This is a genomic window from Dermacoccus barathri (assembly GCF_015070805.1).
GTDB lineage: Bacteria > Actinomycetota > Actinomycetes > Actinomycetales > Dermatophilaceae > Dermacoccus > Dermacoccus abyssi.
Genome location: NZ_JADCTK010000001.1, coordinates 574,696 through 594,388, shown reverse-complemented (window position 1 = coordinate 594,388; position 19,693 = coordinate 574,696). Strand labels below are relative to the sequence as shown.

Annotated in this window: 23 protein-coding genes; 8 read left to right on the top strand and 15 right to left on the bottom strand. The window is 68.9% G+C overall.

Annotated features, from left to right (window positions below):
* Positions 1-127: 127 nt before the first annotated feature.
* On the bottom strand, positions 128-928 hold the full coding sequence (locus IM689_RS02865) for an acetoacetate decarboxylase family protein (protein ID WP_193642782.1): 801 nt from the start codon (positions 926-928) through the stop codon (positions 128-130).
* Between the two features lie 217 nt (positions 929-1,145).
* Between IM689_RS02865 and IM689_RS02860 the strand changes: the two genes are divergently transcribed.
* Positions 1,146-2,498, top strand: coding sequence for a glutamine synthetase family protein (locus IM689_RS02860; RefSeq protein WP_193642781.1), 1,353 nt, complete (start codon positions 1,146-1,148; stop codon positions 2,496-2,498).
* A gap of 30 nt (positions 2,499-2,528) precedes the next feature.
* The gene (locus tag IM689_RS02855; protein WP_193642780.1) at positions 2,529-3,821 is read left to right on the top strand and encodes a cytochrome P450; all 1,293 of its coding nucleotides are present in this window, start codon (positions 2,529-2,531) and stop codon (positions 3,819-3,821) included.
* 140 nt (positions 3,822-3,961) lie between these two features.
* On the opposite strand, the gene IM689_RS02850 is transcribed toward IM689_RS02855, so the two are convergent.
* From IM689_RS02850 to IM689_RS02835, 4 genes are all read right to left on the bottom strand, one after another.
* Entirely contained in the window at positions 3,962-4,285 is a 324-nt protein-coding gene (locus IM689_RS02850) for a HepT-like ribonuclease domain-containing protein (protein ID WP_193642779.1), read from the bottom strand.
* Positions 4,282-4,755, bottom strand: coding sequence for a nucleotidyltransferase domain-containing protein (locus IM689_RS02845; RefSeq protein ID WP_193642778.1), 474 nt, complete (start codon positions 4,753-4,755; stop codon positions 4,282-4,284). Before IM689_RS02845 ends, IM689_RS02850 begins: the two co-directional genes overlap by 4 nt.
* A 42-nt stretch (positions 4,756-4,797) precedes the next feature.
* The gene (locus IM689_RS02840) at positions 4,798-5,289 is read right to left on the bottom strand and encodes a hypothetical protein (protein ID WP_193642777.1); all 492 of its coding nucleotides are present in this window, start codon (positions 5,287-5,289) and stop codon (positions 4,798-4,800) included.
* A 76-nt stretch (positions 5,290-5,365) separates the two neighbouring features.
* Positions 5,366-6,901: a pyridoxal phosphate-dependent decarboxylase family protein gene (locus IM689_RS02835; RefSeq protein ID WP_227484360.1), complete on the bottom strand. Its 1,536-nt coding sequence runs from the start codon at positions 6,899-6,901 to the stop codon at positions 5,366-5,368.
* A 145-nt stretch (positions 6,902-7,046) separates the two neighbouring features.
* On the opposite strand from IM689_RS02835, the gene IM689_RS02830 reads away from it, so the two are divergent.
* Together IM689_RS02830 and IM689_RS02825 are read left to right on the top strand one after the other, a co-directional pair.
* The gene (locus IM689_RS02830; protein WP_193642776.1) at positions 7,047-7,967 is read left to right on the top strand and encodes a LysR family transcriptional regulator; all 921 of its coding nucleotides are present in this window, start codon (positions 7,047-7,049) and stop codon (positions 7,965-7,967) included.
* Positions 7,968-8,072: 105 nt separating this feature from the next.
* The gene (locus IM689_RS02825; RefSeq protein WP_193642775.1) at positions 8,073-8,690 is read left to right on the top strand and encodes a PaaI family thioesterase; all 618 of its coding nucleotides are present in this window, start codon (positions 8,073-8,075) and stop codon (positions 8,688-8,690) included.
* A 23-nt stretch (positions 8,691-8,713) separates the two neighbouring features.
* On the opposite strand, the gene IM689_RS02820 is transcribed toward IM689_RS02825, so the two are convergent.
* Both IM689_RS02820 and IM689_RS02815 read right to left on the bottom strand, forming a co-directional pair.
* Positions 8,714-8,947: a hypothetical protein gene (locus IM689_RS02820; protein ID WP_193642774.1), complete on the bottom strand. Its 234-nt coding sequence runs from the start codon at positions 8,945-8,947 to the stop codon at positions 8,714-8,716.
* A gap of 30 nt (positions 8,948-8,977) precedes the next feature.
* Positions 8,978-9,703 (bottom strand): type 1 glutamine amidotransferase, encoded by a 726-nt coding sequence (locus tag IM689_RS02815; RefSeq protein ID WP_129666106.1) that lies wholly within the window; start codon positions 9,701-9,703, stop codon positions 8,978-8,980.
* A gap of 155 nt (positions 9,704-9,858) precedes the next feature.
* Here IM689_RS02815 and IM689_RS02810 point away from each other — a divergent pair, with 155 nt between their 5' ends.
* Complete coding sequence (locus IM689_RS02810; RefSeq protein ID WP_193642773.1) at positions 9,859-10,890, top strand: PDR/VanB family oxidoreductase; 1,032 nt, start codon at positions 9,859-9,861, stop codon at positions 10,888-10,890.
* A gap of 122 nt (positions 10,891-11,012) precedes the next feature.
* A complete protein-coding gene (locus IM689_RS02805; RefSeq protein ID WP_193642772.1) occupies positions 11,013-12,401 on the top strand; it encodes an NAD(P)/FAD-dependent oxidoreductase in 1,389 nt (462 codons plus the stop codon).
* A gap of 71 nt (positions 12,402-12,472) precedes the next feature.
* On the opposite strand, the gene IM689_RS02800 is transcribed toward IM689_RS02805, so the two are convergent.
* Entirely contained in the window at positions 12,473-12,991 is a 519-nt protein-coding gene (locus IM689_RS02800) for a hypothetical protein (protein ID WP_193642771.1), read from the bottom strand.
* 279 nt (positions 12,992-13,270) lie between these two features.
* Between IM689_RS02800 and IM689_RS14965 the strand changes: the two genes are divergently transcribed.
* Positions 13,271-14,344, top strand: a complete 1,074-nt coding sequence (locus tag IM689_RS14965) for an FUSC family protein (RefSeq protein WP_319803776.1) — start codon at positions 13,271-13,273, stop codon at positions 14,342-14,344.
* Here IM689_RS14965 and IM689_RS02790 read toward each other — a convergent pair.
* Positions 14,329-14,532 carry a hypothetical protein gene (locus IM689_RS02790; protein ID WP_047310729.1) on the bottom strand — a complete coding sequence of 68 codons (204 nt, stop codon included), beginning with the start codon at positions 14,530-14,532 and terminating at the stop codon, positions 14,329-14,331. The genes IM689_RS14965 and IM689_RS02790 overlap by 16 nt on opposite strands.
* Before the next feature lie 146 nt (positions 14,533-14,678).
* On the opposite strand from IM689_RS02790, the gene IM689_RS02785 reads away from it, so the two are divergent.
* Complete coding sequence (locus tag IM689_RS02785; RefSeq protein ID WP_193642769.1) at positions 14,679-15,140, top strand: pyridoxamine 5'-phosphate oxidase family protein; 462 nt, start codon at positions 14,679-14,681, stop codon at positions 15,138-15,140.
* On the opposite strand, the gene IM689_RS02780 is transcribed toward IM689_RS02785, so the two are convergent.
* The 6 genes from IM689_RS02780 to IM689_RS02755 form a co-directional block, all read right to left on the bottom strand.
* Entirely contained in the window at positions 15,137-15,607 is a 471-nt protein-coding gene (locus IM689_RS02780) for a hypothetical protein (RefSeq protein WP_193642768.1), read from the bottom strand. The genes IM689_RS02785 and IM689_RS02780 overlap by 4 nt on opposite strands.
* Complete coding sequence (locus IM689_RS02775) at positions 15,600-16,514, bottom strand: DUF692 domain-containing protein (RefSeq protein ID WP_319803775.1); 915 nt, start codon at positions 16,512-16,514, stop codon at positions 15,600-15,602. The genes IM689_RS02780 and IM689_RS02775 overlap by 8 nt, the downstream gene beginning before the upstream one ends.
* Complete coding sequence (locus tag IM689_RS02770; protein WP_047310727.1) at positions 16,457-17,257, bottom strand: TIGR04222 domain-containing membrane protein; 801 nt, start codon at positions 17,255-17,257, stop codon at positions 16,457-16,459. Before IM689_RS02770 ends, IM689_RS02775 begins: the two co-directional genes overlap by 58 nt.
* A gap of 29 nt (positions 17,258-17,286) precedes the next feature.
* Positions 17,287-17,700 carry a DUF2207 domain-containing protein gene (locus IM689_RS02765; RefSeq protein WP_187036391.1) on the bottom strand — a complete coding sequence of 138 codons (414 nt, stop codon included), beginning with the start codon at positions 17,698-17,700 and terminating at the stop codon, positions 17,287-17,289.
* Positions 17,701-17,771: 71 nt separating this feature from the next.
* A complete protein-coding gene (locus tag IM689_RS02760; protein WP_193642767.1) occupies positions 17,772-18,680 on the bottom strand; it encodes a TIGR04222 domain-containing membrane protein in 909 nt (302 codons plus the stop codon).
* Positions 18,681-18,780: 100 nt separating this feature from the next.
* The gene (locus IM689_RS02755) at positions 18,781-19,617 is read right to left on the bottom strand and encodes a uracil-DNA glycosylase (protein WP_193642766.1); all 837 of its coding nucleotides are present in this window, start codon (positions 19,615-19,617) and stop codon (positions 18,781-18,783) included.
* Positions 19,618-19,693: the final 76 nt, after the last annotated feature.

The window sequence follows — 19,693 nt, the reverse complement described above, 5'->3', positions numbered from 1 at the left end:
CCTCTCGCCGTGACCCACCTCACACTACACGCGTCCGGGGTGGGGTGGGTCGGCGGCGTGACGCTGCGTGCCGTGTGTCCACGAACTCATCTGCGACGCAGGCTGCCGCCCTTCGCAGCCGCCTGGCTCACACGAGACGTTCGAGCGTCTCGCCGCCGTTCCAAACGACGCCGATCTGCCGGTAGTAGCCGCCGATGATCTCGTCGACCTCCAGGGCGGCGAGTTCCTCCGTGGGCGATTCGAACAGGCGCAGATCGACGTCACCACGCCACGCCTGCCCGCCCTCGAACTCGGCCGCGCCGGACGAGATGAGCTCGCTGTAGGCGTCGCCCGTCGCCCCGCGGGCGATGTCGGGGTAGATGCGGTGGTGGGCCATCGGGTGGCCGTTGACGAAGCCGTTCGTCTCACTCGGCTCGCGCAGCGTCAGCACGGCCTCGGCGAGACGACGGTCGCCGGCGGCGAGCGTCGCACCGAACATGCCGCCCTCGGCGATCTGCGGCGCACCCTGCGCGAAGGGGTGGGGGCGCGTCTGCCACATCGAGCCGAGCTTCTTCGGGTAGCCCTGGTGCAGACCGCGGCCGATCGCGAAGTCCTTGTCGACCCAGATGTAGACGCAGCGGCTGAACGTCTTGCCCTTGTACGAGCAGCGGACGACGGCGAACGCCTCCTTGTACTGGGCGCGCACCGGGTCGAGCAGCTCCTCGCGGGAGCTGGAGCAGCTCTGCCAGTCGGCCCAGATGAGCGCGACGGCGCCCGGGTCCTCGTCAGCGAGTTCCAGTGGGGCGGGCAGGAGTTCGCGCACACGCTCCGGGTTGGTGCGGTACTCGACCGTCAGCAGGTCTCCCGAGTAGTACCACGGCGGGCTCGGGATGATGCCCGAGGTTCCGCCGGCGGTGCGGGGGTAGAAGAAGCCCTTCTGGTCGCTCATGTGCGTGCACCCTTTCACCGTCTGCGGCCCGTGCCGCAAGTTTGTTGCCGCGAAATCGTTCGTGTCCGTACGACACCGGCTAGGCTACCCGATCAAGAGAGGTTGTGTGGCCTGAGTCACACAGTTACTGTTCGGATCCGAACGACCTTTTGACTCACTCCCGGCACGGCAACCGTCGGGGGAGGCGTTCGCTCACAAAGGCGTGAAAGGCGATGGCATGACGAAGATCGACTCAAGGCTCATGGCGGAAGCCATGAGCAAGTGTGCGGCGGAGGGCATCGACGTCGTCCGCCTCGGCTACTCCGACATCATCGGCACCGACCGCAGCAAGGATCTGCTCGTCAACCGCTTCGAGCGCACCACCGGCCACGGCGTCGCGTTCTGCCGCAGCGTCTACGGCACGACGCCCATGGGTGACGTCGTCGACATCGAGGGCGGCCTCGCCGCGGGTCTGCCCGACATCGTGGCCTACCCCGACATCGAGACGATCAAGACCGTGCCGTGGGAGCCGGGCGTCGCCCACGTCATCGCCGACGTGTTCAACCCGGACGGTTCGCCGTCCGCCGAGAGCCCGCGCTACGTCCTCAAGCAGGTCATCGAGAAGTTCAGCTCCATCGCGGGCACCCCGATCTGCGGCCCGGAGCTCGAGTTCTACCTCCTCGAGGAGTCGGACACGAACGACTCCGGCTGGGCGCGCTACGGCGAAAGCCCCGGCAACGTCTATGTCTCCGGCCTGCGCGGCGACCCCGAGAACGTTCTGCTCGCCTCGCTGCGTCAGCTCGGCGCCTACGACCTCGACGTCATCGCCGCGAACCACGAGTTCAGCTCCGGCCAGTTCGAGATCAACCTCTGGCACTCCGACGCACTCGACGCCTCCGACCGCGCGTTCCGCTTCAAGGCCGCCGTCAAGGAGATGGCGCGCGCCGGTGGCAAGCTCGCGACGTTCATGGCCAAGCCGTTCAACGACGAGGGCGGCTCGGGCTTCCACCTGCACTTCTCGACGCAGGACGCCGCAGGCAACCACCTCTTCGACGACCCGAACAGCCACAACGGCCTCTCCGCCGTCGCTCACCACGCGATCGGCGGCATCCTCAAGCACGCCCCGGCCCTCGCGGCGCTCGCGAACCCGACGATCAACTCCTACAAGCGCTTCGGCCCGGACACGCTCGCCCCGTGGCTCATCGACTGGGGTCTCGACAACCGCAGCGCGATGGTGCGCATCCCCCCGGAGCGTGGCTCGGCGTCGCGCCTGGAGCTGCGCCTCGGCGACGCGTCGGCCAACCCCTACCTGCTCACGGCGGCGACGCTGGCCGCGGCCTACCTGGGCATCAAGAACGAGATCGACCCGGGCCCCGCGCTCGAGGGCTACGGCTACGACCCGGAGCGTTCGCCCAAGCTGCCCTCGTCCCTGTGCGAGGCGCTCGACGCCCTCGAGGCCGACTCGGAGATGCGCGAGGTGCTCGGCGAGGGCTTCGTCACGACCTTCCTCGCGTACAAGCGCAACGAGATCGAGCGTTTCAACGCCTTCATCACGGACTGGGAGTTCCGTGAGTACACCTACCACCTGTGATCCAGACTTCAGCGATTGAAGGAGACCGACATGACCACTGACGTGGGTGCCGCACCCAGCAGCGAGTACACGCTCGAGGACGTCGACCTCGCGAACCTCGACCGGTTCCGCGACAACGAGGGTTGGGCCCAGTTCGCCGCCCTGCGCGCCGGTGACCCGGTGCACTGGAACGAGGAGTCCGACGGCATGGGCTTCTGGGCCGTCACGAAGTACGACGACATCTGGGCCGTCGACAAGGACTCCGAGACGTTCACGTCGGAGAAGTTCGTCAACCTCGAGGACGTCGACGACGACCTCATGGACTTCCGCCGTTCCATGCTGGAGACGGACGGCGCGCGTCACACGGCGCTGCGCAAGCTCATCCAGCGTGAGTTCTCGCCGCGCAACCTCCTCAAGAACTACGAGGCGTTCCTGCGCGAGCTGACGAAGAACACGATCGACGAGGCGAAGAAGACGTCGCCCGACGGCGAGTTCGACTTCGTCGAGAAGATCTCGGCCGACTTCCCGATCCAGGTGCTCGCGCGCCTGCTCGACGTGCCGCGCGACCACACGCCGCAGCTCATCGCGTGGGGCAACGAGATGGTGGCCAACACCGACCCGGACTACACGCAGCACCTGCTCGACTCGCCCGAGTCGGAGAAGTACCGCCACCTGCCGTTCCGTTCGCCGACCGTGCAGGACGTGTGGGACTACGGGCGAGACCTGCGTGACAAGCGCGTCGGCGGCGAGGGCAAGGACCTCGTCTCGATCCTCGCGAACAAGATGCCCGAGGACGGCGTGCCGCTCTCGGACCAGGACTTCAACAACTACTTCTCGCTGCTCGTCATCGCCGGCAACGAGACGACGCGCCACGCGATCAGCCAGATCATGCTTGGCCTCATCGCGCAGCCCGACCAGTTCAAGCTGCTCAAGGAGGACCCGTCGCTCATCGAGTCCGGCCTTGAGGAGCTGCTGCGCTGGGCGACGCCGGTCTACCACTTCCGCCGCACGGCGACGAAGGACGTCGAGCTCGGTGGCAAGCAGATCAAGGAAGGCGACAAGGTCGTCATGTGGTTCGGCTCGGGCAACCGTGACGAGGACGTCTTCGAGAACCCGAACAAGATCGACGTGACGCGCAAGAACGTCGACCACATGACGTTCGGCAAGGGTTCGCCGCACCTGTGCCTCGGCAACAACCTCGCCCGCCTCGAGATCCGCCTGCTGCTCGAGGAGCTGCTGCCGCGCATCGAGAAGATCGAGCTCGTCGGCGATGTGAAGCGCGTGCGCTCCAACTTCGTCAACGGTGTGAAGAAGTTCCCGGTGAAGGTGACCTGGGCGGAGTGATTCGACCGCCAAAGATCCCCACTTGCGCGACGAATCGCGCGAGTGGGGATCTTTGCGCCTGGTCTGTCCCCCATTGAGCGACATCTCGCGCGAGTGGGGGGCGAGGGATGCCCGACGCACGCTGACGCGCGGTCCGATCGTCAGGTGAGCTCGGCTGCGAGGCGAGTCAGAAGGGTTGGGACATCCCGTTCTGCGGTGGTTCGCAGGAGGCGTCCGTCCGTCAGTGCGTAGCCGTGCGCGATTCGATTGCGCATGCCCCACATTTCCTTCCACTCGCCCATGCAGACGCGGTCACGCATCTCGACGGGCAGTGCGGAGATCGCCTCCAGGGCGGCCGACAGGCGCATGGCGATGGCGTCCGGCGCAACTTGCGTAGCGGGTTCGTCGAGGTAGGTCACGACGAACTGCAAGTGGTAGCGGGCTTCTTCAACGTTCTCGGCGGGTGTGCGTCCGGTGGGGCTCACAGCGGAACGGCTTCCTTCAGGACGCGTTCGCGTAGGTAGGGCCTCAGCCCCGAGTCGGGCGTGAGTTCCACTGTCGCGCCCACTTCTTCGGTGAGTCGTGACTGGAGGCGCTCGAGGTCGAGCAGGCTGAGGTCAGCGAGGCTGAGGTCCGCCAAGAGATCGATGTCAGAGCCGGCGTGCTCGCGGCCCGTGGCGACGGAGCCGAAGACACGCACATTGCGTCCCCCGGCATCCTCGATGAGGCGGATCACCGCTTGGCGGTGGGCGCGCAACCTGCGGGCAAGAGGTCCGGACCCGTGGAAGCGGATGAGGCGCGACACCTCAGGCTGGCTGCGTCCGATACGCCGGGCGATCTCGCGCTGGGAAATCCCCTCGCGGTGTGCGTCGCGGACGGCAGCGGTCAACATGGCGCGAGCGTCACGCGTCATGCGGTCGCTCGCGGCTGCGATCTCCTCCAAGCCCGTCGCCATGGCTACAGACTACAGCCGATAGCAAGACCTATCGGTGAATCCTCAGTCCTCGACGATGACGAGGACGCCCTTGTCGGCGACGACGGCGTCGAGGTCGATGCCGGTGAGGTCGACGACGGCCTGCTTGAGGGTCTTCTCGGGGTCGCCGTCGATGATGGCGGTCGGTTCGCCCTCGACGGGCTCGCCGTCCTCCGCCGTGACGCCCGACGCGTCGAGCGTCAGCATGCGGCTCTGCTCGTCGCCGTCGACGATGAGCAGCCACGTCTTCGAGTTGCCCGCGAAAACCGCGGTGACGGCCTCGTCCGCGATGTCGGGGATGAGGTCGGGCTGCAGCATGAGCTCGTAGCCGACGAGGACGACCGCGTCCTCGTCGTCATCCGTACGCGCCGTGAACGCGCCGACGTACCCCGCCGGCAGCGCGTTGGAGATGGCCTCCTCGCCCGTGACGTAGTCCGTCGTCGGGTCGAGAATGCCGCTGGGCAGCGTGTCGATCGTCAGACCGGGCAGGACCGCAAAGGCCGTGTTGAGTGCCATGCCTCCACTCTACGGCGTGGCGCGATGTTGCCTGGGAAACGCGGCACCGGTGCCGCGCACGCCGCTCAACATCGGGTCAGGCGTCGACGGCGCGGGCGAGCTTCTCGACGGCGGCGTGGATGTCGTCGATGAGGGGCTCGGTCTCCGGCTTCATCGTCACGCTGCGCAGGATGCGCGCGCCCGCCTCGGGAGCCTCGCCGGGCACGTCGTGGCCACGGTTCGTCATGTCGTCGGGCTTCACCTGGTACGTCGCGACGAAGAGCGACTCGTCACGCGGCGCGTTCATGCCGTTCGTGAGGATCGCGCCCGAACGGCGGTCGACATCAGCGAGAGAGTCGCCCTTCGGGAAGTAGCTGACGATATCGAGGTCGGGCTCCTGGTAGAGGTCGAACACCTCCGAGCCGCGCAGCTTCTCGGCCCACGCCAGCGCGGCGCGACGTCCCGGCGCGACGATCTCGCCCATGCCCTCCCGCGTGAGCGGCAGTAGCTGGAGCGTCATCCACAGCGCCGCCGCGGACGCGCCCGAACGCGAGCACTCGAGCGAGATCTCGCCCATGTGCAGGTCGTCACCGCTCGTGAAGTACGTGTACGGCGAGGTGTGATCGTAGAAGTTGGCCACGTTCGGGTCGCGGAACAGCACCGCGCCGCAGCCGTACGGCTGCAGCCCGTGCTTGTGCGGGTCGATGACGACGGAGTCGGCCTCGTCGATCGCCCGGAAGGCGGCGGCCACGTCCGGCGCGAGAAGGTCGTCGCCCTCCTCGGCGAGCAGGCGGAAGAAACCGCCGTACGCCGCGTCGACGTGCACGCGCACGCCGTACTTGCGGCACAGCGGAATCGCCTTGTCGATCGGATCGACGGCCCCCAAGCCCGTCGTTCCGGCCGTCAGGACGACGGTGCCGATGCCGCCCGCCGAGATGAGGCGTTCCAGCGCCACGAGATCCATGCGTCCACGCGAGTCGGTGGGTACGGCGACCGACGGCACGTTGAGCAGGTGACTCATGCGCCCGTGCGTGTAGTGCGCGTCGGCGCTGTGCGCGATGGCCTTGCGCGGATGCGTCTCGCGCGCGACGAACAGCGCCTCGAGGTTGGCCACGGTGCCCGACGTCGTGAGGTGGCCAAGGTGGCACATGCCGCTCTCGTGCTCCGAGTCGTCATGCGGCACACCGAAGCTCGCTGACGAACCGTTCTTGCCCTCCATCGCCTGACGATGCGCGCGGCAGCCGAACATGTGCGCGATCGCGTCGACGCACTCCTGCTCCATACGCGTCGTCGCGGCGCCCGCGTCGAGGTCGTGGTTGTTCGGGTTGATGAGCATCGTCGTGAGGTAGCCGACGACGGCCGCCGGGTGCGGCGGCTTGAGCATCTGCCCGACGTAGCGCGGGTGGAAGAACGGATAGTTCGCGCGCAGGCGCGTCGTCAGTTCCTCGAAGGCGCCGTGGAACGCGTCGGCGTCCACCTCCTGCGTCGGGTGTGGCGTGGAGGGGCCGTACCCGTTCATCCACTCGGTGATGAAGCCCATCGCCTCGTCGAGGTATCCGCGCAGCGGGCCCATGGCCGCCGCGGACATGCCCGGCAGCGGGGCCGGGTTCGTGACGATCTCGTCGGACGACATCGATACCTCCGAAGGTGGGGAGTGGTGTGCGTCACTCAGGTTGGGCGATCGCGGCTAGGCTGTCCAATACTTGTTTCGGCTGTCCGCCATGCCTTCTGGTTATGACGTGGCGGTGGACTGACCCATGACGTGAGGAGGACGGCCAGTGGAACTACGGGCGCTGCGCTATTTCGTTGCCGTGGCCGACGCCGGCACCGTGACGGGCGGTTCGGCCGCCGTCCACGTCAGCCAGCCGGCGGTGTCGAGGCAGATCCGCGGTCTCGAACACGAACTCGGCGTGACGCTCTTCGCCCGCTCCGAGGGTGGCGTCCGCCTCACCGCCGCCGGTACGGAACTGCTCGCCCTCGCCCGGGATCTCCTCGAGCGCGAGGCCTTCATCAAACGCACCGCGACCTCGCTCGCGGCCGGACGTCTCGTCTCGCTGACGTTCGCCGCTCCGCCGACAACCCTGAGCGACGTGATCGCCCCGTTCCTCGCCTCGCGACCCGCTGACGACGGCGCCTCACCGACGCCGAACGTCGTCGCACGCCCCAGCGAGGACGTCTTCGCCGCGCTCGACGAGGGCGCGGACTTCGTCGTCGCCCCGGCGCCCGCCCCGAGCGGCCTCGCGTCGATGATCATCGCCGAGCTACCGGTGCGCGCCTACGTCGGTTCACGACCATCGGCGGACGACGAGGCGCAGAGCCACGAAGCGCCGCGCACCCTCTCGCTCGAGACCCTCGCGACCGCCGACCCCCTCGTCGTCCTGCCCGGTCGCTACCCGGTGCGGAAGGTTCTCGCGCGCGCCTTCGAGGACGCGGGGCTCGCGCCGGCACACCTGCAGGAGGTCGACTCACCGGAGGCGGCCCAGGCCATCGCCGCGTCCGGCCGCGGCATCGCGGTGCTGACGAACGACCCGCGCTTCGGCCTCGTACCGCGGCGGGTGCTCGACGTCGACGGCCAGGTGCTCACACAGTCGCTGCGGGCCGCATGGTCGCCCGATCATCACGCAGCGGGCGAGCTAGCCGCGCTGGCGGAGGATCTGCGTGACTTCTGCGCGCGTCAGTACGCCGACGACCTCGCCTGAACCTTTCCCTCGTCACCAGGCACCCTCGACGTACTCGCCCTGCTCGGGGCATCATGCGCACAGGCCGGTGCCCGCCCCGGCGATGCCGAACTCAGAGGAGAACCCATGACCGAGCGCGACGCCATCGCCGCACTGCACGCCCTGCGTGTGAACACGGTGCCGCCCGTGACGATCGATGCCCACGATTCGGTGGCGACGCAAATACGCGAGCTGCTCGACCTCGTGGCCGCTTCTCGCCTCGACGCCGCTCAGGCCGCCGAAATCACGGAACACCTGCGCAAGGTGAACACCATTCTGCGCGGCGCCGGAGCCCCCGAACCCGAGCGCGTCTGGGGTCGCGTCAACACCGTCGGCCGCGCGCAGGCGCTCGTGCCGCCCGTAGACGACGGCACCTACGTCGGCGACTCGTTCTCCGGCAGCGTCCGCTTCGGCACGTTCCACGTCGGGGAGAACTCCGTCGTCCACGGCGGAGCGATCTGTCTGCTCTTCGACGACGTCCTCGGAGCGCTCGCTCTGGAAGCCGAGCTCGACCCCAGTCGCACGGCGTACCTCACCGTGAACTTCCGCTCCGTCGCGCCGGTCGACGAGACGCTGACGGTGACGGCCACCGTCGATCGCATCGAGGGGCGCAAGCAATTCATCCGCGGCTCGCTGTGGGCGGGCGAACGCCTGTGTGCCGAAGCCGAGGGGCTGTGGGTGGCCCTCAAGCCCGGCCAGCCCTGACCCCGTGAGTGGGCGGCCGCGGCTCAGTCGAGATCGTCGAAGGAGCGACCGCTCCAGAGCACGAGGTCGTCCAGTTCGTCCGCGGGCCCGACCTGGCTCAGGATTTCCGTGTCGCGCATGGCCAGACGATGGCGCAACTCTCGCTCGAGCGCGATCGTGATGAGCGCGGCTCGACTCGGCGCTTCCCCTGCAGCCACGCTGTGGTCGAGGAAGGCAACCGCAGTGCTGGGCAGGCTCACGGCAATCTGAACGCTCATCGGTTCATCCCATCAATCCCATCACGGCATTCACGAGGCACGGGCCTCCTGTGACGCCACGTTGTCGAGAAATCCGTCGACGACGGCGTGGGCGCGCTCGCGACCGCGCTCGTCCCAGTCGCGCGCCTGCGCGATGAGGTCGTCGGCGCTGCGGCCCATGCCGGCGAGCATCTCGCGGCCACCGTTGTCGCACCAGCCGGTCAGCATGTCCGACGACAGCTCCGGGTGGAACTGGACGGCGAGGTTCTTGCGCAGGATGAATCCCTGTGACGCCATCGCGTTGCGCGCGAACTCGACGCCCTGCGGCGGCAGCTGCCAGCGGTCGTAGTGCCACGCGAACCAGCGTCCGCCCGGAGCCAGCTCCTCACGTTCGCTCGTCACCTCGACGAAGCCGATCTCCGGCTCCGGGGCACGCGCCACCGAGCCGCCGTGCGTGCGCGCCAGCAGCTGCCCGCCGAAGCAGATGCCGAGCACCGGCACGCCGGCTTCGTCAGCCTCGCGCAGCATCTCCATCTCGGGGCGCAGCCACGAGCCGATGAGGTCGTCGTCCCACGCCGACCAGTACGAGCCCATGACGACGATCGCGTCGAACCCGCGAACGTCGGGGAACTCCACCTCGACGCCCGGGTTCTCGAAATCGGCTTCCGGCACGATCTGGAAGAGCGTCTCCTCGTAGCCGCGCTCGCGGAAACGCTCCGCGACGGCGCCGGGAGGGGAGCAGTGGTCGTGTTGGACGATGAGGACGCGCTGAGTCATGTCCCTACGCTAGGACGTTTCGTTCGGCCCCGAAAGACTTCGGGGCAACGATTGAGACGCAGGTCACAGATGCATGATGTGGTGCGTACACTGGTGACTCGTTCGCACCCGAACGAAAGGGCCGCGGAGTGTCAGCACCGCCGAAGGAGAAGCGCATGATCTCGGAATCGACCCAGCCGGAATCGTCGACCCTGCTCGTCGTCGACACCATCGACGAAGCTGCCGACGGCGTCCGTCTCCTCACCCTGCGGTCCAAGGACGGCAGCGACCTGCCGCCGTGGACGCCCGGTTCGCACCTCGACCTCGTCCTGGGCGGCGTCGACCCGGCCCAGATGCAGGCCGCCGAAGCCGGCGCGATGCCCGAGCACGACCCGTTCGCCGAGACGATCCGCCAGTACTCCCTCTGCGGTGACGTGGCCGACCGCTCCTGCTACCGCGTCGCGGTGCTGCGCGAGGTCGAGTCGCGCGGCGGCTCCTCCTACGTCCACGACACGCTCAAGGCCGGCGACGAACTCGTCAGCTACGGCCCGCGCAACCACTTCGAACTGCGCAAGGCACCCAAGTACGTCTTCGTCGCCGGGGGCATCGGCATCACGCCGATCATGCCGATGATCCGCGAGGTCGAGGCCGCCGGGAAGAACTGGCACCTGTACTACCTCGGCCGCAGCGAGGCGACGATGGCCTTCCGTGACGAGCTCGCCCAGCACGGCGACAAGGTGACGCTCTGGGCCAAGGACCCGAAGGGTGCCTTCGACCTGCAGGGCATGTTCGACCAGATCGAGGCCGAGGGTGCTGCACTCGTCTACTCGTGTGGCCCCGAGCGTCTGCTCGAAGCGGTCGAAAACCAGTGCCGCACGCGCGCGACGCTCGTCGCCCACGTCGAGCGCTTCACGCCCAAGGAGATCGACGACTCGGACAACTCCGAGTTCGAGATCGTCCTGGAGGAGTCCGACATGCGCCTCACGGTGCCGGCCGACAAGTCGATCTTCGAGGTCGTGCGTGAGAACGGCATCTCGGTGCTCGGCTCGTGCCTCGAGGGCATCTGCGGCACCTGCGAGACGGGCGTCGTCTCCGGCGAGATCGACCACCGCGACTCCGTCCTCGAGGACGACGAGCGCGAGGAGGGCGACGTCATGATGATCTGCGTCAGCCGCTGCAAGGGCAAGGAGCTCGTGCTCGAGCTCTGAGACCCGTTCGGACGGCTGAACTGACGAGGCCGGAACCACACGCGGGCGAGCGTCATCACCTACAGTTGGTCCTTTGCCCTCTGCATTTCGACCGGTGCCTCGAACGGTTCTAGAGTGAAGACATGCCTTTCTCGCAGAACACGAACGTGCGCCCCCGCATCCTCATCGTCGGCGGCGGATACCTCGGCTTCATCACGGCGAAGAAGCTCCTCGCGGGGCTGAACCAGGGTGAAGGTTCGGTGACGGTCGTCGACCCGAACCCCTACATGACCTACCAGCCCTTCCTCCCCGAGGTCGCGGCCGGTTCAATCGAGGCGCGCCACGCGCTCGTGCCGCTGCGCCGTCACCTCAAGGGTGCCGACATCATCACCGGCAAGGTGACGTCGATCGACCACGCGAACCGCACGGTCAACGTCGACCCCGAGCTCGGTGACGACTTCACGCTCGAGTACGACCACATCGTCATGGCCGCCGGCTCCGTGCCGCGCGCGCTGCCAATCCCCGGCCTCGCCGAGGAGGGCATCGGTTTCAAGACGATCGAGGAAGCAGTCACGCTGCGTGACCACGTCCTCGCGCGCCTCGACGAGGCCGCCGTCCTCACCGACCCCGAGGAGCGCAAGCGTGCGCTGACGTTCGTCTTCGTCGGCGGCGGGTTCGCCGGCATCGAGGCGATCGCCGAGATCCAGGACATGGTGAAGGACGCCATCAAGCACTACACGCGTCTGTCGCCCGAAGACCCGCGCTTCGTGCTCGTCGAGGCCATGAGCCGCGTCATGCCCGAGGTCAGCGAGGAGCAGGCGAAGTGGGTCGTCGCCTCCCTGCGCGAGCGCGGCGTCGACGTCTACCTCGACACGCAGCTCAAGAGCTGCGAGAACAAGCACATCGTGCTGTCGACCGGCGAGGAGTTCGACGCCGACACCATCGTGTGGAACGCGGGCGTCAAGGCCAACCCGGTGCTCGTCGACTCCGACCTGCCGATCGACGACCGTGGCCGCCTCATGGTCGGCACCGACCTGCGCGTGCGTGACGACGACGGCAACGTCGTCGAGGGCGCCTGGGGTGCCGGCGACAACGCGGCCGTTCCCGACGTCACCGGCATGGGCCCCGGCGGCTTCTGTGTGCCGAACGCTCAGCACGCGCTGCGTCACGCGCCGGTGCTCGCAAGCAACATCCTCACCGTCATCCGCGGGGGCGGCGAGCTCAAGCAGTACAAGCACAAGACGATCGGCTCGGTCGCCGGTCTCGGTGTCGGTAAGGGTGTGGCCCAGGTCGGCAAGTTCGGTCTGCGCGGCCTGCCGGCGTGGATGATGCACCGCGGTTACCACGCGTACGCGATGCCGACGTTCGAGCGCAAGGCGCGCATCCTCGGTAACTGGGCCGTCGGTCTCATGTTCGGCCGCGACGCCAGCGCGCTCATGGATCTCGAGTCGCCGCGTCACGCGTTCGTCGACGCCGCCAACTCGAAGCCGGCGCCGAAGAAGGAGCCGAAGGGAGAGCCCGCGAAGAGCTGACCCTCGCCCATGACGAAGGGGTGCCCCACCGAATCGGTGGGGCACCCCTTCGTCATGAGTGACGCTGTGGATCAGTCGCGGTAGTGGCGACCGTCCGTGCCGGCGTCACGCACGTCAGCGTCTCGCACGTCACTGTGCGCGCCGCGCTGCGGCTCGGTGCCGCGCACGTAGTTGGCGTCCGTGCGGTGGTCGGCCTCGGAGCGGGCGACGTCACGCTCGGCGACGCGCTGGCGGGCCTCGGCGGTCTCACGCTGGTGGGCTTCGGCGTCACGCTCGTCACGCAGGGCGTCGCGGTCGCGCTCGGCGGCGAGACGGTCCTTCTCGTGAAGCTTGTGCTCCTTCTCCAGCGTCTTGCGCTCGCGACGCTTGCGCATGCCGCGCTTCGTGCCGGCGGCGATGAGGCGCGTGGCGGCCCACACGAGCAGCAGCGCGAGGGCGCCGAGCAGGAACAGGGTGAGGGGGCTGAGGTCGGCGGTGATGCCGAAGCCGTCGAAGTGGATCTTGTTGTTGCCTGCGTCGTTGAGTCCGAAGATGACCCACAGGACGAGGGCAGCGGCTGCGATGAGCAGCACGATGGCGAGTGCGAACATGTTCAAACTCCTCGGGTGGCGTGTTGCGGTCAGGGAGGTTTCTCGGATGCGGCCACCACTACTTGCTCACGAGATTAGCCCGCCGGATTGCCCGAATCCACCTTCGCGGTGTGGTACCGATCGCCTGTCGCGTGGATAGCCCCCGCCGGGGCGCCCAGGTCGAACGCTCAACTGCGCGAGGAACATTCGCGCGTCGACGCCGTCAGGATGAGCAACATCACGGGCCGCGAGGGTGCTCGCGATGAGGTGTGCGGCTCATGTGCGGCGTACCGTCGAGCGGTGGCCTCCCAGCGTTCGAACTCCGGTTTTCTCACCGATTTCTTCACCGTCGGGCCCCACGCCGGAGCGCACCGTGTCGCGGTTCGCGCGGCCGTCTCCGTCTTCGTCCCGCTGCTCGTGCTCGTCGTCCTCGACCGTCCGCAGTGGACGATGTTCGCCGCCTTCGGAGCCTTCACCTCGTTGTACGCGCGAGGGCAGCAGCACGCCCGGCGCGCGGGGGAACAGATCGTCGTCGGCAGCGTCCTGACCGTGCTCGTCACCGCAGGCACCGCCCTTTCGCTCATGCCCCAACGCGAACTCGCCGTCATCCTCGGCGGCACGCTCGTGGCCGGCGCGACCTCCCTGCTCTCCGACGGGATGCGTTGGCACCCGCCCGGCCCGCTGTTCCCGGTCTTCGCCTTCACGGCCGTGACGTCGTTGCCGCACGACCCGCGCAACGTGCCGGTCGCCTTCGCCGTGGCGGCGCTCGCGGCGGCGTTCTCCGTCGTCGTCAGTCAGGTGGGCCGGGTGCGTGTCGAATCGTCGCGCGGCGGCGCTGACGGTGCGAAGAAGGTCGTCCTCCCGCGCTTCGATCTCGCGCAGGTTCTGAGCGTTGAGGCGAACCGTCGGCGGGCCATGTTGTTCGCCGGGGGAGCCCTCGTCGCGGGCCTCGTCGGCGCAGTCGTCGGTTCGCTCTACGGCAGCACGCACGCGTACTGGGCCATGGTGGCCGTCGTCGCGGGGCTGACGGGAGCCACGCGTCGCGCCCGCCTCACGCGTGGGCTGCACCGCCTCATCGGCACCTTCGCCGGTGTGGGCCTCGCCGCGCTCATCCTGCCGCTGTACCCCCGGGGCGTCGTGGCGGTGCTCGTACTCACCGTGCTCCAAGCCGCGGCGGAATTGTTCGTGGGTCGTAACTACGGCATCGCGTTGATCTTCGTCACGCCACTCGCCCTGCTCATGGGGCAGTTGGGGCACGAGGTGGCCGTCGGACCGCTGCTGTTCGATCGTGCCGCCGAGACCGCCGTCGGCTGCGTCGTCGCGATGCTCCTGCTCTACGCCACGCGGGTTCGCGCGCGTCAGAGCGGGCGGTAGGGCGGCTTCGGACGCTGACGACGGTCGGTGAGTTCACTCGTGTCGTCGGGGATGCGCACGTGGCTGATGTCGCCGAAGTAGCGCTCGCGCTGCTGGCGCTGCACCTGATTGTTGACGCGCACGATGAAGACGACGATGAGCGCCATGACGACGACCGAGGCGATCATCAGGCCGATGGCTGCGTTCACGTGGGCACCTCCTCGCGGCTGACCTTTCGAGAGTAGCCCAGGGAAGGGACGAAGGGCCTGGGGCCGAAGGTCCCCACCGCGCCCGCAGGCAGGGCAGGCTGGAGGTGCGGGGCGCACCAGCCCCCGCCGGAGCACCAGGAGGAGCCATGCCCGAGTTCGCGGAACCGCGTGACGTCGTCCACCCGCTCGACGAGAAGGAGTGCTGGGAGTTTCTCGGCCGCCACGAGTTCGGCCGCCTTGCCTACACGCTCGTGGGCGACGTGCAGATCGTGCCGATCAACTACGTCTCCGACCACGAGGCCGTCTACTTCCGCACCGCAGAGGGCAGCAAGCTGCTCGGCGTGACGATGAACGACGCCGTCGCGTTCGAGGTCGACGACCTCGTGGCTGCGCCGGACGGCAGGCGCGACGCCAAGGCGTGCAGCGTCGTCGTCCACGGCAAGGCCGAGGTGCTCGAGGGCCAGGACAAGGCACGCGCCGAACAGCTTCCGCTGCGCCCGTGGGTGCCCACGCAGAAGCACACGATCGTGCGTATTGCCGTCTCGGAGATCAGCGGGCGCCGCTTCGACCTGTCGAAGCCGTGGGAGCACATGAGCACGCGCGGTTAGGACGTGCGCGGTCGGCCGATCGTGTGAACGCGGTTGCCCGTGCGCACGAGACGGCCGCCGGGGAAGCGGGCGCTCGCGATCCGTGACGTCCGCCGCTGAGGTGGGGTGTCGTCATCGGACCAGACCCACCAGAGGCGCGCCTGGGCGAGTTCGAGGGCGCCTGCGAGAGGGAGGTCGCCGCGCGCCTCGAGCCACGTGGCGAACGCGTACCCGTCGTTGCGCATGCCGCGCGTCGGGCGGTGCTCGGCGAACTCCGCGAAGAGCGGACGCAGGCGCTCGGTGAGCGATGCGGCGAGGATCGGCCACGTGTAGTGCAGTTCGCGTGCACGCTTGTCGAGCAAGGCGCGTCGCGCGACGTCGACGTTGAACGCCGCGAAGCCGTCGGGGATGGCGGCCGTTCCCGTGACGGCGTCGAGCACCTGCCGCTGACGGGCGGCGAGCGAGGCGTTGACGTCCGGCTCAGACACCGACCGACACCTGGGTGCTGACGCGCGGCATGCGGGCGGCGTCGGCGATGGCGTCGAGCTCGCCGAGCAGTTCGCTCGCAGGCGGGTAGTTGCCGTCGCGTTCGAGCATCGCGGCGGGCAACTGCGTGTGCGTCGACAGCTCTGCGATGAGGGCGAGCACCTCCGGCTCGACGCGGTGGGCGTGGGTGTCGTGGTAGATGCCCTCGTTCTCCGCGCCTCCGGCGACGTGCATGTACGCGAGGCGCTCCAGCGGCATGGCCCGGGCCTGCTCGAGGGCGTCCCAGCCGTGGTTGCGCGCGTTCGCGTAGACGTTGGCGATGTCGAGCAGCAGCATCGCATCGGTGCGTTCGACGATCTCGGTGACGAACTGCGCCTCGGTCAGCTCGTCCTCGGGCCACGTGAAGACGGCCGCGATGGGTTCGAGGGCGATCGGGACGTCGAGCTCGGCCTGCACGCGCTTGACGTTGGCGACCATGACGTCGGCCGCCTCCCGCGTGCGCGGCAGCGGCAGGAGGTGTCCGGCCTCGACGCCTCCGGAGCGCACGAACGCGATGTGCTCGCTGACGAGCGGCGCCCCTGTGATGCGGGCGGCATCGGCGAAGTGGGCGATGCGGTGCTCGTCGAGTCCTTCGGCGTCGCCGAGGCCGAGGCGCACGCCGTGCGGGATGACGGTGACACCGTCGTCACGCAGCCGACGCAGGGCCGGTGGCATACCGTGCATGACGCCCTCGGCGACGACCTCGACCCAGCGCAGGTCCGGCATCCCCGCGAGCAGGGGCGCGATCTCCTGACGCCAGCCGATGCCGACGCCGGAGGGCATGGGCAGGCGCGTGGTGGCCGGCGTCGTCGTCATGACGAGCACCCGCCGCCGCAGGAGGAACCGCCGCCACAGCTGCTCGAACTGCACGACCCGGAGTTGCACGAGCCGCCGGAGCCACAGGTGTTGCCGCCGCTGCACCACGCGTCGTGGTTGCCGTCGCTCCCGGACGACGACGAGCAGGAGTAGCCGCCACCGCTTCCACCGGCCCAGCGCTGGGCCTGCACCATGGGGTCGTCGAAGTCGACGAGCGGCCAGCCGAGGACGGCTGCCGCGGGAAAGGCGAGCAGGAGCGGGCGGGTGCCGAACGCGGCCACCCGCACGCCGAGCGGCGACGCCTCGCCCGTTTCCGCGCGCGCCTGCTGGAGGGCGGCGATGCCCTGCTTCGTGCGGCGGTCACGTGGGGCTGCCGGGCGGCGGATGGCGAAGAAGAGGGCGACGACGATGGCGACCATGGTCACCACGACGAGGGGAATCGGCGCCTTCAGGACGGCGAGGACGACGAGCAGGATGACTCCGCCGAGGAGGAGGCCGCCCACCGAACTGCCGTTCTTGGCCCGCTTCGGCGGGTGCAGGAGGCCGCGGCGCACGCAGTCACGCTGGAGGAGGTCGAGCTGGGCGACGACGTCGCGGTCCTGTTCGACACGCGGCGCGCCGTTGTGGACGGCGCGGTGGATGGCTCGCTGCAGGTCCGTCATGCCGGGAACGGTGGCCCCCGCGGAGACGGTGTGGCCGTCGCTGCGCAGGGCGCCGCGTTCGAGCAGGTCGGCGGTGGCAGCCTGAACTGCGGCGGTGCGGCCGTTCAGCATCGCGATGTGCTCAGGTGTGGTCATCTCGTCCCTCCCCAGGTGTGATGGCGCCATCATCCACCACAACCACCTCCGCAGCCGCCACCGCACGACGATCCCGAGCCTCCCGAGTCGCCGCCGCCTGAGCCGTCGCTCGCCACGGAGCCGTACACCTGTTTCGGGAGGGCGATCGTTTCCGCGAAGGCCGGAGCCGCGACGAAGAGGGCAGCCGTGCCGAAGAGTCCGACGGCAAGCCCGAGGTCGCGCGGTGCCGGCGCCTCGGTGCCGACCTTCGTCATGCGGTCGCGCCGGAAGGTGAAATTCAGGGCGAGGGCAACGGCGAAGGCGATCAGTTCCGCAACGAGATAGCCGACGGGCCTGCCGCGCCCGAGCCAGACGACGAGGCGCACCGTGCCGAGGGCGAACCACGCGACGAGCCCGGCGTAGGAGAGGATCCAACCGTGCTGCTGACGCCGGGTGGCGATCAACTCCGTCGGATTCTGTAGACATCGCGCGGCGTATGTGACGCCGAACGTCTACAGAATCGGCCTGCAGGGTGTCAGCCGCCGCATCCACTGCCACAGCCTCCGCTGCTGCAGGACGAACTCGTGTACGACGACCCGCTGCTGCCGGCGGTGGGGATGGCGCCGTAGGTGGTGTGCTCGATACCGAACGCGGACGCCGCTGCGGGGTGGGCGAGGACGAGCGCGGAGGTGCCGAAGAGGGCCACCGAGAGGCCGATGTCGCGCCCGGCGCCCCCGACGTACCCGCTCTTGCGCGTCGCCTTCGAGATGACGAGGTCGGGGTTGGCCTTCGCCTTCTCGGTGATCAACCGCTGACCCGCCCGTGTGAGGTGCCGTGGTTCGCCGTAGGCGGCCATGGTGAACAGAGCGGCGAAGAACAGAGCGGCGAGGAGGTAGAGGATCGGCTTGCCGTTGTTCAGGCCCGCGACGAGCCGCGCGACGCCGAGCGCGATCACCGCCGTCATGACGAGGGGCAGTCCCCAGGCGCGACGTTCGCGGGCAGGGGTCGTGAGAACACCGAGGCGTTCGAGGTGGCCGCGCATCGTCGCCATCTCGCGCACGACCGTCGGGTCGGCGAGGAGCTGCTTCGTCGTCGGCTGGTGGGTACCGGCATTCGCAACCGCAGTGAGGACCGCCCCGTGGAACGGGGTGCGAAGGGGGCGTTCACCGCGCCCGGCCGGCGCGCACCGTCCGGGCGAGCCGACCAGCCAGCCGTCGCTGAGCAGGTCGGCGATCGCAGCGTTCACTGCGGCCTCCGGCCGTCGCATGAGGCCCCATTCGGGTGAACTCAACGAGTCGAGAGGGATGCCGAGGTCCTTGGGCCCGCGTTGCTGCGGCGCGAAGATCCAGCGGGCGATGAGGTAGCCCGCGAACGTGAGAATGACGTAGCCGATGAGGAAGTTCGGGCCGGAAATCCCCCACGTCTCGCCAGCTGTGCTTGTCACGACGTCACGATATGCAGTCACAGCCCTTCGACGTGGCGATCCGCTGGGAGGTTTCCTGCGGATTCTGTCGACGTTGCGCGTCGTATATGACGCCGAACGTCTACAGAATCGGGTCGTGAAGCCGCGTGAGCACCGCGTCGAGCATGTCCTCGGTGAGCACTCCGGTCTGGGTGTTGCGCTGGCTCACGTGGTAGCACCCGAGCAGCGTGATCGGGCGTCCCTTCGCCGTGCGTAGCTCCACCTCGGCGCCGTGGCCGAAGCGGGGGGCGGGGCGCGGCACCTCCCAGCCGAGGCGCCGCGCGACGCCGAGCGTCTGCGTCCACGCGATACCGCCGAGCGTGACGACCGTGCGCAACCCCGGCTCGAGCAACTGCAGCTCACGCACGAGCCAGGTGGAACAGGTGGCCTTCTCCACGCTCGTCGGTACGTTGTCCGGCGGCGCGCAGTGCACCGGTGAGGTGATGCGGACGCCGTCGAGTTCCAAGGCGTCTCCGGCGTGTTCGCTCACCGGCTGCGACGCGATGCCCACCCGGTGAAGGCTCGCGAAGAGCCACTCGCCGCTGCGGTCGCCGGTGAACATCCGGCCCGTGCGGTTGGCGCCGTTGGCTGCCGGGGCCAGGCCGACGATCAGGCCGTGGGGGTTGGTGCTGCCGAAGGCCGCCACCGGCCGTCCCCAGTAGGGCTCGCCCGCGAACGCTGCCCGCCTGTCGCGCGCCACCGATTCGCGCCATGCGACGAGCCGCGGGCAGGCGCGGCACACCGTCACCCGGGCGTCCAGCTGCTCCAGGGAACGCGACGACGCTGCGAGCCGCTCGACGTCGTCCGAACTGCGCGCGACGCGGGTGCGCGGTCGAGCGGGGTCGGCCGGCCATCCCGTGCCCGGCGGCACGGGGGAGGCGAACGGCTCGCCGGTGCCCGGGTGGGGCAGCGTCGTCATGGGCGTCTCCTCTGCGTTCGTCACAAGCCGCCGAACCGGCCATGGGGCGTCTGCACAGTCTCGCCTCACTGGCCGA

What these genes read in the sequence shown, in the direction of transcription:
- IM689_RS02865 (WP_193642782.1), bottom strand. Translation starts at nt 928, where the DNA reads ATGAGCGACCAGAAGGGCTTCTTCTACCCCCGCACCGCCGGCGGAACC.
- IM689_RS02860 (WP_193642781.1), top strand. Translation starts at nt 1,146, where the DNA reads ATGACGAAGATCGACTCAAGGCTCATGGCGGAAGCCATGAGCAAGTGT.
- IM689_RS02855 (WP_193642780.1), top strand. Translation starts at nt 2,529, where the DNA reads ATGACCACTGACGTGGGTGCCGCACCCAGCAGCGAGTACACGCTCGAG.
- IM689_RS02845 (WP_193642778.1), bottom strand. Translation starts at nt 4,755, where the DNA reads ATGGCGACGGGCTTGGAGGAGATCGCAGCCGCGAGCGACCGCATGACG.
- IM689_RS02840 (WP_193642777.1), bottom strand. Translation starts at nt 5,289, where the DNA reads ATGGCACTCAACACGGCCTTTGCGGTCCTGCCCGGTCTGACGATCGAC.
- IM689_RS02835 (WP_227484360.1), bottom strand. Translation starts at nt 6,901, where the DNA reads ATGTCGTCCGACGAGATCGTCACGAACCCGGCCCCGCTGCCGGGCATG.
- IM689_RS02825 (WP_193642775.1), top strand. Translation starts at nt 8,073, where the DNA reads ATGACCGAGCGCGACGCCATCGCCGCACTGCACGCCCTGCGTGTGAAC.
- IM689_RS02820 (WP_193642774.1), bottom strand. Translation starts at nt 8,947, where the DNA reads ATGAGCGTTCAGATTGCCGTGAGCCTGCCCAGCACTGCGGTTGCCTTC.
- IM689_RS02815 (WP_129666106.1), bottom strand. Translation starts at nt 9,703, where the DNA reads ATGACTCAGCGCGTCCTCATCGTCCAACACGACCACTGCTCCCCTCCC.
- IM689_RS02810 (WP_193642773.1), top strand. Translation starts at nt 9,859, where the DNA reads ATGATCTCGGAATCGACCCAGCCGGAATCGTCGACCCTGCTCGTCGTC.
- IM689_RS02805 (WP_193642772.1), top strand. Translation starts at nt 11,013, where the DNA reads ATGCCTTTCTCGCAGAACACGAACGTGCGCCCCCGCATCCTCATCGTC.
- IM689_RS02800 (WP_193642771.1), bottom strand. Translation starts at nt 12,991, where the DNA reads ATGTTCGCACTCGCCATCGTGCTGCTCATCGCAGCCGCTGCCCTCGTC.
- IM689_RS02785 (WP_193642769.1), top strand. Translation starts at nt 14,679, where the DNA reads ATGCCCGAGTTCGCGGAACCGCGTGACGTCGTCCACCCGCTCGACGAG.
- IM689_RS02770 (WP_047310727.1), bottom strand. Translation starts at nt 17,257, where the DNA reads ATGACCACACCTGAGCACATCGCGATGCTGAACGGCCGCACCGCCGCA.
- IM689_RS02755 (WP_193642766.1), bottom strand. Translation starts at nt 19,617, where the DNA reads ATGACGACGCTGCCCCACCCGGGCACCGGCGAGCCGTTCGCCTCCCCC.